11 protein-coding genes are annotated in these 12,035 nt (G+C 73.5%); 5 read left to right on the top strand and 6 right to left on the bottom strand.

Translation table 11 applies throughout. The features are described 5' to 3' along the window. Positions 1-46: 46 nt before the first annotated feature. Positions 47-817, top strand: a complete 771-nt coding sequence (locus tag RNC47_RS05255) for a hypothetical protein (RefSeq protein ID WP_311595912.1) — start codon at positions 47-49, stop codon at positions 815-817. Between the two features lie 21 nt (positions 818-838). Here RNC47_RS05255 and RNC47_RS05250 read toward each other — a convergent pair whose 3' ends face one another. The 3 genes from RNC47_RS05250 to RNC47_RS05240 all read right to left on the bottom strand — a co-directional run bounded on the left by RNC47_RS05250 (position 839) and on the right by RNC47_RS05240 (position 5,323). After that, complete coding sequence (locus tag RNC47_RS05250) at positions 839-2,008, bottom strand: fumarylacetoacetate hydrolase family protein (RefSeq protein WP_394814709.1); 1,170 nt, start codon at positions 2,006-2,008, stop codon at positions 839-841. A 61-nt stretch (positions 2,009-2,069) separates the two neighbouring features. Then, the gene (locus RNC47_RS05245; protein WP_311595911.1) at positions 2,070-3,806 is read right to left on the bottom strand and encodes an IlvD/Edd family dehydratase; all 1,737 of its coding nucleotides are present in this window, start codon (positions 3,804-3,806) and stop codon (positions 2,070-2,072) included. A 50-nt stretch (positions 3,807-3,856) separates the two neighbouring features. After that, complete coding sequence (locus RNC47_RS05240) at positions 3,857-5,323, bottom strand: Nramp family divalent metal transporter (RefSeq protein WP_311595910.1); 1,467 nt, start codon at positions 5,321-5,323, stop codon at positions 3,857-3,859. Between the two features lie 74 nt (positions 5,324-5,397). Between RNC47_RS05240 and RNC47_RS05235 the strand changes: the two genes are divergently transcribed. Next, positions 5,398-6,135, top strand: coding sequence for a FadR/GntR family transcriptional regulator (locus RNC47_RS05235; RefSeq protein ID WP_311595909.1), 738 nt, complete (start codon positions 5,398-5,400; stop codon positions 6,133-6,135). 60 nt (positions 6,136-6,195) lie between these two features. Here RNC47_RS05235 and RNC47_RS05230 read toward each other — a convergent pair whose 3' ends face one another. Beyond that, positions 6,196-6,666, bottom strand: a complete 471-nt coding sequence (locus RNC47_RS05230; protein ID WP_311595908.1) for a hemerythrin domain-containing protein — start codon at positions 6,664-6,666, stop codon at positions 6,196-6,198. A gap of 231 nt (positions 6,667-6,897) precedes the next feature. Here RNC47_RS05230 and RNC47_RS05225 point away from each other — a divergent pair, with 231 nt between their 5' ends. After that, positions 6,898-7,461 (top strand): GNAT family N-acetyltransferase, encoded by a 564-nt coding sequence (locus RNC47_RS05225; protein WP_311595906.1) that lies wholly within the window; start codon positions 6,898-6,900, stop codon positions 7,459-7,461. A gap of 161 nt (positions 7,462-7,622) precedes the next feature. On the opposite strand, the gene RNC47_RS05220 is transcribed toward RNC47_RS05225, so the two are convergent. Next, entirely contained in the window at positions 7,623-8,645 is a 1,023-nt protein-coding gene (locus RNC47_RS05220) for a sporulation protein (RefSeq protein ID WP_311595904.1), read from the bottom strand. 291 nt (positions 8,646-8,936) lie between these two features. On the opposite strand from RNC47_RS05220, the gene RNC47_RS05215 reads away from it, so the two are divergent. Then, the gene (locus tag RNC47_RS05215; RefSeq protein ID WP_311595903.1) at positions 8,937-9,935 is read left to right on the top strand and encodes an XRE family transcriptional regulator; all 999 of its coding nucleotides are present in this window, start codon (positions 8,937-8,939) and stop codon (positions 9,933-9,935) included. A gap of 345 nt (positions 9,936-10,280) precedes the next feature. Here RNC47_RS05215 and RNC47_RS05210 read toward each other — a convergent pair whose 3' ends face one another. Further along, the gene (locus RNC47_RS05210) at positions 10,281-11,450 is read right to left on the bottom strand and encodes a UDP-N-acetylglucosamine--N-acetylmuramyl-(pentapeptide) pyrophosphoryl-undecaprenol N-acetylglucosamine transferase (protein ID WP_311595901.1); all 1,170 of its coding nucleotides are present in this window, start codon (positions 11,448-11,450) and stop codon (positions 10,281-10,283) included. Between the two features lie 184 nt (positions 11,451-11,634). Here RNC47_RS05210 and RNC47_RS05205 point away from each other — a divergent pair, with 184 nt between their 5' ends. Further along, positions 11,635-12,012: a hypothetical protein gene (locus RNC47_RS05205; RefSeq protein ID WP_311595899.1), complete on the top strand. Its 378-nt coding sequence runs from the start codon at positions 11,635-11,637 to the stop codon at positions 12,010-12,012. The last annotated feature ends 23 nt before the right edge of the window (positions 12,013-12,035 follow it).

The following is a 12,035-nucleotide window of genomic DNA, read 5'->3' as shown; positions in this document are numbered from 1 at the left end:
GGCAGACATGATCACGTTACGCACGGCGACCGGAAGGGGCCGGAGCATGGTGTTCGGCGTGGAACGGGTCCAGCGATCGACTGACGACATCCAGAGCACCCTCGACACACTCGCGGCCTCGGTCCATCTCGGCCTCGACCGGATGGCCGCCAGTCTCAACCAGGTGCGGCAGCAGCTCGGCGAGCGGGTCGACGCCGTGGAGGCCGAGCTCCGCTCGCTACGGCTCACCGCGCAGACCTCGGCGGCCGGCGAGGAGATCAGGCGCGACATCGGCGCCCTCCACGCCCTGATCGAGGGGTGGCGGGCCGAGGCCGCCGCCGTCCGTGCCGAGGCGGAGACCACCCGCCGGGCGCTGGAGGCGGCGGCGCTCGGACCGGCGGGCGGCGGGCCGGGCGCCCCTGCCGAGGCGGCCGACGGCGAGCCCGACCGGCACGCCACGCTGTTGCTCGCCTCGGCCGGCATCGCCTCGGTGACGCTCACCTGCCACGGCGACCTCTGGGCCTTCCTGATCGAGAAGGCCGCGCACGAGCGGCACTTCAGGGTGCCGGGCGAGGTGCGCGACATCGAGCGGGGCAGGGTGCGGGTCACGCTGTCCGGGCGGTCGCTGATCGCCGCGTTCACCGCGCTCGGCGGGATCCGCGATTCCGACACGACGCCCGGCGACCGGGCGTTGGCCCACGAGCTGTACGAGGCGTTCGCCGACGTGGTCGCGGCGGCCGCCGCCGGCCCGCGCGCCGGTGGTGGGAGCGAGGTGACGGTCGTCATCGACCGGACGCCGCCGGACGGCACACCCGGCGCCGGTCCCACAACGGGCTGAACTCGGCCACCCTGGACCGGTTCACAGCAGCCCGCGCGCCGCCAGGTTGCGCATCAGGGCGCGCAGCCCGAAGGTCCAGGGGGTGGCGTCCTCGCTGGTGGCGACGGTGTTGACCAGGGCCCCGAGCCGGGGGCTCGATATCCGCACGATGTCGCCCCTGGCGTGGGTGAAGCCGGCGCCCGGCGCATGCCGGTCCTCGGTGGGGGCGAACAGCGTGCCGGTGAACAGCACGAAGCCGTCGGGGTGTTGGTGGTGTGCGCCGTGCGTGGCGGCGACCAGCTCCAGCACGTCGCGGCTGATCTCACGCATCGTGCTGCGGCCGCGCAGCTCGTACCCCTCGGGGCCCCGCACCAGCAGCTCGATGTCGAGGCCGCGCACCGCGTCGAGGTCGAACTCGCCGTCGAGCAGCCGGACGAAGGGGCCGACGGCGCACGAGGCGTTGTTGTCCTTGGCCCGGGGCAGCAGCAGCGCGCTGCGGCCCTCGACGTCGCGGAGGTTGACGTCGTTGCCGAGGGTGGCGCCGCGCACCCGGCCGCGCGAGTCGACGACGAGGACGGCCTCGGGCTCCGGGTTGTTCCAGCCGGAGGAGGCGAGCACCCCGACGTCCGCGCCGGTGCCGACGGCGGAGAGGACCGGGGCCTTGGTGAACACCTCGGGGTCGGGGCCGATGCCCACCTCCAGGTACTGGGACCACAGCCCCTCGGCGATCAGCAGTTCCTTGGCCTTCTCGGCCTCGGCGGAGCCGGGACGGATGCGGTCGACGGTGCCGCCCACCGCCCGCACCACGGCCTCGCGCACCCGGGTGGCCTGCGCCGGGTCGCCGCCGGTGCGCTCCTCGATGACCCGCTCCAGCAGGCTGCGGGCGAAGGTGACGCCCGCCGCCTTGATCACCTGGAGGTCGATCGGGGCGAGCAGGTGCGGCAGGTCACGGCGGCCGGCGGCGGTGGCGTCGAGCAGCTCGGCGAGGCGCCAGGTGCGCCCGCCGGGGGCCCGGCGCACGACGTCCTCGGCGTCCTCGCGTTCCATCAGCTCCGCGACGGTGGGCACGTGGTCGGTCAGGTCGACGACGAGTCCGTCGCGCACCGCGGCGACGCAGGGGCCGCCCCACTCGGGCTCGTGCACCCGCGCGACGAGGGCGGCCCGGTAGGCGTCCACCGGCAGGACGGTCTCGGGGGTCAGGTCCAGGGCCACGGTGGTGCCTCCTGAAACGGTCGTGGCTGAAGCGGTTCGTGGCTGAAGCGGTCGTGGACGGTCAGTGGGAGTCGCGGGGGACCTCGTGCCCCCGGCAGCCGCGGAGGAAGTCGAAGTCGGCTCCCTGGTCGGCCTGTTCGACGTGCTCGGTGTAGAGCCAGGCGTAGCCGCCGTGGTGGCGGGGCGCGGGCGGCCGCCAGGCGGCGCGGCGCCGCTGGAGCTCGGCCTCGTCGACGTCGAGCCGCAGGGTGCGGCCCGGCACGTCGAGGACGATCGGGTCGCCGTCCCGCACCAGCGCGAGCGGCCCGCCCACGGCGGCCTCCGGGGCGACGTGCAGCACCACGGTGCCGTAGCCGGTGCCGCTCATCCGGCCGTCGCAGACCCGCACCATGTCGGTGACGCCCGCCTTGAGCAGCTTCGTCGGCAGCGGGACGTTGGAGACCTCGGGCATGCCGGGGTAGCCCTTGGGTCCCGCGTTCCTGATGACGAGCACGGTGTTCTCGTCGACGTCGAGGTCGGGGTCGTCGGCGACCTCGTGGTAGGCCTCGGGCGAGTCGAAGACCCGCGCCGGGCCGCGGTGGGTGAGCAGGTGCGGGGAGGCGGCGGACTGCTTGATGACGGCGCCGTCCGGGCAGAGGTTGCCGCGCAGCACGGCGGTGCCGGTGCCGGCGGGTTGGAAGGGCGCGTCGAGTGGGGTGATGACGTCGGGGTTGTGGTTCTCGGCGTCGGCGACGTTCTCCCCGATGCCGCGGCCGGTGACGGTGAGCTGCTCGCCGTGGAGCAGTCCCCCGCGGTGGAGTTCGGCGAGGACGGCGGGCAGCCCGCCGGCGTAGCAGAAGTCCTCCATCAGGTACGTGCCGCTGGGCATCAGGTTGAGCAGGGTCGGCACGGTGCGGGCCAGCGTGTCGAAGTCCCCGGGGGTGAGGTCCACGCCGACCCGGCCGGCGAGGGCGGTGAGGTGGATGATGGCGTTGGTGGAGCCGCCGATCGCCGCGTTGACGCGGATCGCGTTCTCGAAGGCGCCCCGGGTGAGGATGTGGGAGGGGCGCAGTTCCTCCTCGACCATGGCGACGATCCGCCGCCCGGCCGCCTGGGCGGTCTCCATGCGGCGGGCGTCGACGGCGGGCCAGGTGGCGGAGCCGGGGAGCTGCATGCCGAGGGCCTCCGCCAGGCAGGCCATGGTGGAGGCGGTGCCCATGGTCATGCAGTGGCCGTTGGACCGGGCCATGCAGCCCTCGGCGAAGAAGCACTCCTCCTGGGTCATCCGCCCGGTTTTCAGGTCCTCCTCGAACTTCCACACGTGGGTGCCCGAGCCGACGTCCTCGCCGCGGTACTTGCCGTTGAGCATGGGGCCGCCGGTGACCATGAGGGCGGGCAGGTCGACGCTGGCGGCGCCCATGAGCATGGCGGGCGTGGTCTTGTCGCAGCCGGAGAGCAGCACCACGCCGTCCAGCGGGTTGGCGCGGATCAGCTCCTCGACCTCCATGGCCATGAGGTTGCGGAAGAGCATGGCGGTGGGGCGCATGAGCGTCTCGCCGGTCGCCATGGTGGGGAACTGGAGCGGGAAGCCGCCGGCCTGCCAGACGCCGCGCTTGACCGCCTCGGCGACCCGGGTGAGGTGGGCGTTGCAGGGGGCGAGCTCCGAGGCGCTGGTCGCGATGCCGATGACCGGCCGCCCGTCGAACACCTCGGGGCCGAAGCCCTGGTTGCGCATCCAGGACCGGTACACCATGCCGCCGCGGCCGCTCGCGCCGAACCAGGCCTGGCTGCGGCGGGCCGGCTGTTCGCCGTCCGTCATCTGGTCGTCTCCCGTGGTCTCGTGTGGTTCTGGTCGGGTGTGGGTCGGGGTCAGAAGTGCAGGTCGATCTGCTGCCGCACGGTCAGCACGGACAGCACGCCGAAGAGGCCGATCCCCCACACCAGGGCGACCGCCCGGACGCCGCGCACCTTCAGGGGGGCGGGGAGGGCCTTGCGGTTGAGGTAGAGCAGCAGGCCCGAGTAGACGAACATCATCATCCCGGCGACGCAGGCGGAGACGATCAGCAACACGAGCGGCTGGTCCAGGCCGAGCCCCAGGATGGTGATGCCGATGGCGACCAGGCCCCACACCAGCCAGAAGTAGAGCCGGCTCTCGCCGATCCCGGAGTCGCGCAGGTAGGTCGACTTGAGGACGTCGGCGGCGAGCCTGCTGGTGTAGTCGACGATGCCGGTGGCCGCGCTGAACAGCGAGAAGGCGCCGATGAGCCAGAACAGGACCCCGAACCAGCTGCCGACCTGGGCCTTGAGCACCTCGCCCTCGGCCTCCACGAAGCCGACGTCGTTGGCCAGCCCCTCGGTGCCGAAGAGCGTGGAGTGGGCGAGCAGCGAGGCGAGCACGATGGTGACGACGGTGGTGAGGCCGAAGGTGATGGCCTGCTCGACGTTGGCGAACCGCCACCAGCGCTGCCAGCGGGCCAGGTTCTCGCCCTCGGGGACGAAGACGTAGCCGGTGGTGTCGGTGGGGGCGGCGGCCTCCTCCTTGTTGCCGGTGACGGGGCTGACCAGGCGGGGCACGTAGTGGCCCATGCCGAAGCCCTTGTCCCGGATCCAGTTGCTCTGGCAGAGGTTCTGGCCGCCGCCGGCCCCGGCGTAGGCGAGCGCGCCCATCAGGACGGCGACGCCGAGTTCGCTGGGGAACTGGCCGATGTGGGTGACGGCGTCCGGGAGCTCGCGCCAGCTGGAGGCCTTGATGGCGAGGAAGACCGCCAGCAGGAAGAAGCCGCCGATGAGGGCGACCTTGACGAACAGCATCCGTTCGAGGGCGGTGTAGACGACGGGCGCGAGGGTGAGTATGGCGCCGATGAGCACGAGCAGGCAGACCGCTATCAGGGTCGGGTCGCCGCCGAAGACGTAGGAGAGCATGGTCGCCGAACTCGTCGTCCAGCCGGGCCAGAGGTTGGCCGCGTACGTCAGTCCGACGAGGACCGCGCCCCAGTGGCGCCAGTAGCGGTTGAAGCCGGTGATGGCGGTCTCGCCGGTGGCGAGCGTGTACCGCTCGATCTCCATGTTGAGGAACCACTGGGTGACCACGCCGACGACGGCTCCCCAGAGGAAGACGAGCCCGGCCTGGGAGGCGATGTACGGCCAGAGGATGAACTCGCCCGAGGACAGGCCCACCCCGGCCGCCACGATGCCGGGTCCGATGATCCGCCACATCCTGCGAGGTGGCTCCGGCAGGGGTCGCACCTCGGGCTGTGGCAGGTTGCGGGTGCTCATGGGGAACGGGGCGGTTGCGGGACGGTGGGGGGTGCTGACGTCGTCGTCGGCATGCGTCATGGGGAACGCCTCTCATCGGCCGGTGGGGCGGGAGGTCGCGTTAATGTGAGGGCAATCATTAAATGATTCGATGAATGACGTCCAGAGGGTGGGCAAAGATCGTGATGCGGTACCGGACCATGCACCAGCGGGTGGTCGACGAGCTCGGGCGGCGCATCGTGGGCGGCGGTTGGGGGCCGGGGCGGCCGCTGCCGGTCGAGGACGTGCTCGCCACGGAGATCGGCGTCAGCCGGGGCGCGCTGCGGGAGGCCGTGAAGGCGCTGGCCGCCAAGGGGATGCTGCAGGTCAGGCCGCGGACGGGCACCCGGGTGCTGCCGCCCGAGCAGTGGAACCACCTGGACCGTGACGTGCTGCGCTGGCAGCAGGAGGGCGACTCGGCCGCGATGCTGCGGGACACCGGCGAGCTGCGGCGGATCGTGGAGCCCGAGGCGGCCCGGCTCGCCGCGGCCCGGGCGCGGCCGGCCGAGGTGCGGGCCCTGACGGACGCCCTGGCGGCGATGGAGGAGGCGGCGGCGCGGCCCGGGCGCGCCGGCTATGTCGAGGCGGACATCGCCTTCCACCGCACCCTGCTCGACGCCAGCGGCAACCGGCTCCTCGGCTCGCTCGGCCGGGCGATCGACATCGCGCTCCAGCACAGCTTCGCCGTGAGCACCCGGACGCCGGGCGCGGTCGAGTCCTCACTGCCCGCGCACCGCGCCATCGTGGCGGCCGTGGCGGGCGGCGACGCGGAGGCCGCCTCGGCGGCGGTCCTCGGCATCATCGAGGCGGCCGAACGCGAGATCGCCGCCGCACCCCGCTCGCCTTCGGCCTGAGCGGCGCGCCTGCCGAAGCGCGTCAGGACCTGTGAGCGCGCCGCCCCGGGCGCGGTCGGCTCATATCGGGCCCAGCGCCTCGGGTACGTCCGCGGCCAACTCGAGGGTTTCGAGCACGCTGAGCAGTTGCCGCTCCTCGTAGCGGAAGTGGTTCTCCATGATCGCCGCCACACCGTCGAGGTGGTGGTCCAGCTCCTCGGGCGGTGCGGCCCGGTCGACCGCGGCGCGGAGGTCGCCGAGCAGGTGCGCGATCATGGAGTGGTCCTGCTGGAGTGAGCGCAGCACTGGCCGCAACTCCGGGTGCGCGGCCGCGATGGCGGGGAACAGGATGCGGTCCTCGCCCCGGTGGTGGCCGTCGAGGGCCGTGCAGAAGCCGTGGCAGTACAGCAGCAGCTCCCGGGTGGCCCGCTCGCCCGGGGTGCCCTCGGCGAGCGACTCGCGGGTCACGCGTAGCGCCTCACGCAACCGGTGGTGCACCTGGCGTAGTTCTCGGCTCCAGGCGACAAGCCTGGTCGTCTCGCGCTCAGTCACGCGAGAAGGAAGGGTGCGACGAGCGCATCGTCGACCTCCTTCGGTTCGGCGCCTCCATGCCTGACACGGTCTGCCACCGGCACGCGACGCTCATCGGAGCCTATCGCGCCCTGCTGTTGCCGCGAAACGGGCCCGGGCGTCCAGGACGGCAGTGATGTCGCCGCACCGGAATTCCCCAGGTGTGCGGCGCGCGCGCTGCCTGACTGACGGGCCCCGGTAGGGTCACCGGACATGCATCCGGTGACCCTCACTCACCAACGCCTGACCCTGCGGGAACTCCTCCTCGACGACGTCGACGACGTCCACGCCGTCTACGGCAGCCCGGAAGCGACCCGGCACCTCTCCTTCGAGCCACGATCCCGTGAACAGGTCGGTCTCATCGTGGCCCGCTCGATGGTCTCCGCCGTGGCCCCGTCACGCACCGAGTACGCGCTGGCCGTGTGTGAGGCCGACAGCGGCCAGTTGGTGGGGTTGGCGCGCCTGGCGCTTGAGGGACAGCAGGCGGCCACGATCGGCTTCGCGATCCGTCCGGACCGCTGGGGCATCGGACACGGTTCGGAAGTGGTCCAACTGCTGCTGGCCCTCGGCTTCGACGTCCTCGGCCTCCACCGAATCTGGGCCGCGAGATCCCCGGAGAACGCGGCGTCGCGCGCCGTGCTGGAGCGGGCCGGCCTGGTCGAAGAGGGCCGGATCCGCGACCACGTCCACGTGCGCGGCGCCTGGCGGGACTCGATCGTCCACTCCGTGCTGGAGAACGAGTGGACGCGGCCGACGCAGGCCAGCGCACGGCGGTAACCGCGGGGACCTCTGCCGTGGTCCTGACCTCGCCGAACTCCCCGCGCTGGTGCCCTTCCTCGTGGGATCGTGCCGGCATGACCGAGACGATCGGGCACAACGGGGCAGTCGGTGCTCTCGGGACGGCGCAGCGGCCCGGCACGGAGTCCCCGGCCGGCCCGTCAGCTTCCCGGGTCGCCCAGTTGGCGTCGGGTTCGGATCCGCCAGTCCCGCACGCGGGGCTCCCGGGCCCACGGGGCCAGGGCCGTGTGGATGTCCTCCACGTACGCGCGGGCGCGGGCGGAGGCGACGCCGGCGAGGATGTCCACCGCACGACGCCCGACGGCGAGGCCCTGTTCCAACTCCCCGGCCTGGAGGTGGGCGGTCGCGGTGACGGACAGCCGCAGCCCGACGGCCCGGGTGTGGCCGGCGGGCATGGCGCACTGAGCGTCCCACCCGGCCGCGATGCGCGGTTTCCCGAGGTCGCGGTAGATCTCCACGGCATCGGAGGCCATCCGGGCCGCGCCGAAGTAGTCGATGTAGGTGGGGGCTTCCCGCTCCCGGGCGTCGTCCAGCAGTTGTTCGCAGTCGGACAGGGCGCGGGAGGCGGACCGTTCGTCGCCGGTGCGGGCGTGGGCCCGGGCCTCGATCAGCCGCGCGAACGCCCGCACCTTCGGCGCGGCGTCCCGGCCGGCGCGCTCGACCGCGCCCTGTGCCATCTCGATGGCCTGGGACGGGTATCCGCGGCGCATCGTCTGCACTGCCATCGTGGCCAGCACATAGCATCCCAGCTCCGGGTCGCCGCCGGCCCGCGCCAGGCTCAGCGCCTGGTCGAAGTGCCGCCGGGCGACGTCGTGCCGGCCCGCGTCGAACGCCGCCCACCCGGCGAGCCTGTTCAGTTCGGCGGTGGCGGCGTAGAGGCCGGCGCCGAGCTCCTCGGAATAGTGGCCGGCGAGCAGGGGTGCGGCGCGAGTGGCCAGGACATCGACGACCTGGGCTGTACGCCCGTCGCCCCCGCCGTAGCGGGCGTCCCACTGACGGGCCTGCTCAGCGGCGCTCCACAGCTCGTCGAGGTCCCGCGCCCTGACGCGCCGGCCGCCCTCGGTGACGGACGCGGCGGCGGCCGGCCGCACAAGCGAACGGGTGGCGGGCGCGGCACAGGCCGCGACGGCGAACGCGCCCTTGGCGAAGGAACGGCGGTGCATCTTTCTCTCCAGAAGTCGGCCGGTGCCGCTGGGGTCGACGGGGGTGACCGGCGGCAGGTCGCGCGCCTGAGCCCGTCGGGCGCCTGCTCGCCGCGCACCGTAGTCCGACCGCGAGGGAGCGCGGTAGGGCGCGCCCCGAGTGCGCACGCGCCGGTCGTGTGGGCCGTGGAGTACGGCGACGGAGCGGCCCGCGGCCGGACCCTCGACGGGGTTCCACCCGATCCGGTCGATCCGCGATCCTGGCCCTGGTGGCTGCCGGCCCACGGACAGCCCGCCGCCGCAGGAGAGGCCATGCATGTGGATCGCCGCACCTTCGCCGCCTACAGCGGCGCCTCCCTGATCGCCCTCGCCCACGACCGGGCGACGCTCGAACCCGGGCGCCTCGCCGACGCCCTGCACGGAAGGCATGTCGACGGCGAGTTACTCGACGCCTTGGAGGCCATGACCACCAGGGCCGCCGACATGGGCACCGCCCAGCGCCAGCACGCCCTGACCACGCTCGACGCGCTGCACACCACCCTGACCGATCTCCTCGACCACGGGCGCTCCGACGCCACGGCCCTGCGCCGCATCCACGTCATGATCGCCCGCGTCGCCACCACCATCGCCTGGTGGCTCTTCGACCACGAGGGCCACGGGGACGCCTCCCGGTACTGGCACTCCGCCCTTCACTCCGCACAGGAAGTCGGAGAGCACGACCTCGGCGCCGGCATCCTCAGCGACCTCGCCTACCAGGCCGTCTGGCTCGGCCAGCCCGCCACCGCCGCCGACATCCTCGGTCACGCCACCACCCGAGCCGCCCACCCCACCTCCCGATCGCTCCTCCACCTCCGCCGAGCCCGCGCCCACGCCCTCCTCGGTGACGCGCGCGCCTGCCACCGCGACCTGAGCGCGGCCGAAGCCCACCTGGCGGCCACCACGCCCGACCCCACACCGGCCTGGTGCGTCTGGATGTCGCCGGCCGACCTGATGCTCGACACCGGCCGGTGCCTGCTCGATCTCGACCGCACCGGCGACGCACACCACCACATCACCGCCGGCCTCGCCCAACTCACCGCGCGCCGCGCGAAGACGACCGCGGTCTTCGACTCCTACCGGGCCGAGAGCCACCTCCGCGCGAACGACATCGACCTGGCCGCTGACGCCGCGGCCCGGGCGCTCACCACCGCCAGCGACATCGGCGCCTCCCGTGTCGTGGCGCGGATCCGGCGTCTGCTCCCCGCTTTCGAACCGCATCCGAGCGTCGAGGGCGTGGCCGAACTCATCGACCTGGCACGCGCCAGGGGGTGACGCGCCCCGACGGACGCCGTCCCCGCCCCCCGCGCCCCACCCACCAGCCGGACGGCCGACTCGGCCGTGGCGCGGGGCCCGGGCGTTCCACCGTCCGGGACAGTCCGGGACGGTCCGTGTGCCTTCCGCCCGGCGTCGTCGATCGGACACGCTCTCGGCAGCGCCCCCGCCCGGGGGCCGACATGAGAGAGGAAAACCATGCGCATCCGCCGTATCCTCGCCGGGGCCGCGGTCGTCGCCGCGCTCGCCGTCGGCCTCGCCGTCACGCCCGCGCAGGCGGTCTCGGGCACGCAGTCCGACACCTTCTGCTGCTGACCGCCGACTACGTCGGCCCCGCTGGCCGGATCACCTCGCGGCGGACAGGATCACGTCCACCAGCCTGTCCGCCGCGTCCGGGCGCCCGTGTTGCCGGGCCGCGCCGGCCATCGCCTCCCGCCGCGCCGGGTCGGTCAACAGCGGTCCGACCGCGTCCCGCAGCTGCTCGGCGGTGACTTCGCCCTCCAACGCGATCGCCGCGCCCGCCGCTTGGAGGTGTCGCGCGTTGTGCGCCTGCTCGTTGCCCGCCGACGACGCCAGCGGCACGAAGACGGCCGGCTTGCCGAGCGCGGTGAGCTCCGCGAGGGTGCCGGCGCCGCTGCGGGAGATGACGACGTCCGCGAGCGCCAGGACGTCGGGCAGCTCCGGGCCGACGAACCCCGTGAGGTGGTAGCGGCCGGCGAGGTGCGGCGGGAGCCCGGCCGCGCCCGCCCGCAGGCCCGCGACGTGGTCCGGCCCGCACTGGTGGACGAGGTTCGCGCGCTCCAACAGCCACGGCAGCGCGTCCCGGACGAGGCCGTTGATCTGCTGTGCCCCCTGGGCGCCGCCGGTGACATAGAGCGTCGGCAGGCTCCGGTCGAAGCCGACGAGGCCGAGCGCGGTGATCGCCTGGTCCGCGCTCCCGGTCAGGACCTCGGGCCGCACCGGGTTCCCCGTCACGACGGCCGCGGACCGCACCTCCCGCGGCAGGAGCGGCAGCGACGACTCGGAGGACAACGCGATCCGGGCCGCCGAGCCCGCCAACCTGCGGTTCGCCAGCCCGAGGCGCACGGTCTGCTCGTGCAAGACCAGCGGGCGCTTGCACATCCGCGCCGCAAGACCGGCCGGAACGGCGACGTACCCGCCCGTCGCGAGCACGACATCCGGTCGGAACTCGCTGATGATCCGCCGGGCCTGGGCGACGCCGAGCGGCACCCGCGCCATGTCCTTGACGTTCGCCGGTCCGAGCATCTTGAGCGGGTTCGAGGAGCGGCGGATCTTCCCCGTGGCCACCGTCCGGAACGGGATGCCCTCGGCCGGCGCCACCCTGGCCTCCAGGCCGGTGGGCGTTCCGATCCACAGCACGTCGAGCGTGCCGCCGCCGGCCGCCAACCGGGCCTGCAACGTGCGGATCGCGGTGAGGGCCGGATAGGTGTGACCGCCGGTTCCCCCGCCGGTGACGACGAGACGGAAGGTGGTCGGGACGTGGGCATCGTTCACCCGCCGCACCCTACTGGTCGTCAGCCGCTCAGCGCGCACCGCCGGCGCGGGCGGCGGCCCGCCCCGGCCGTTCCACCGTCCGGGACAGTCCCGGACAGCGGCGATCCCTGGCGCGGCGGGCACCCGCGGCGGCACGCTCGAGGTCGCGCCCCACACAGGGGAGCCATCACACGGGGAGGAAACCATGCGCATCCGACGTGCGCTCGCCACCGCCGCGGCGACCGCGGCACTCGTCAGCGGCCTCAGCGCCGCGCCCGCCGCCGCCGACACCGGCGCGGCCGCCATCACCTGCAGCGGGTGGGGTACCCACACCGACGTCGACGACTGGGACCAGGTGCGGGGCGACATACCGCGCGCCTACATCCGCTCCGGCCCCTACGCCGCGTGCGAGCCGCCCAGGTACACCCTCGCGCCCACCGCCACCGTCGACATCTCCTGCTATGTGCGCAACGACTACGGCAACACGTGGACGTATGTCGTGTACCACGTGGAGGGGTACATCTTCCACGGGTGGGTCTTTGACGACAACCTGCGCTACGGCGGCAGTTACCGCGCGTGCTGACCTCGGCGGGACGAGCGCCCCGC

The organism is Streptomyces millisiae (genome assembly GCF_031845425.1).
GTDB lineage: Bacteria > Actinomycetota > Actinomycetes > Streptomycetales > Streptomycetaceae > Streptomyces > Streptomyces millisiae.
This window is presented reverse-complemented; position numbering and strand designations above follow the sequence as displayed.

Excerpts from the sequence above, each read along its gene's own strand:
- RNC47_RS05255 (WP_311595912.1), top strand. The coding sequence starts at position 47 with ATGGTGTTCGGCGTGGAACGGGTCCAGCGATCGACTGACGACATCCAG.
- RNC47_RS05245 (WP_311595911.1), bottom strand. The coding sequence starts at position 3,806 with ATGACGGACGGCGAACAGCCGGCCCGCCGCAGCCAGGCCTGGTTCGGC.
- RNC47_RS05240 (WP_311595910.1), bottom strand. The coding sequence starts at position 5,323 with ATGACGCATGCCGACGACGACGTCAGCACCCCCCACCGTCCCGCAACC.
- RNC47_RS05235 (WP_311595909.1), top strand. The coding sequence starts at position 5,398 with ATGACGTCCAGAGGGTGGGCAAAGATCGTGATGCGGTACCGGACCATG.
- RNC47_RS05225 (WP_311595906.1), top strand. The coding sequence starts at position 6,898 with ATGCATCCGGTGACCCTCACTCACCAACGCCTGACCCTGCGGGAACTC.
- RNC47_RS05220 (WP_311595904.1), bottom strand. The coding sequence starts at position 8,645 with ATGCACCGCCGTTCCTTCGCCAAGGGCGCGTTCGCCGTCGCGGCCTGT.
- RNC47_RS05215 (WP_311595903.1), top strand. The coding sequence starts at position 8,937 with ATGCATGTGGATCGCCGCACCTTCGCCGCCTACAGCGGCGCCTCCCTG.
- RNC47_RS05205 (WP_311595899.1), top strand. The coding sequence starts at position 11,635 with ATGCGCATCCGACGTGCGCTCGCCACCGCCGCGGCGACCGCGGCACTC.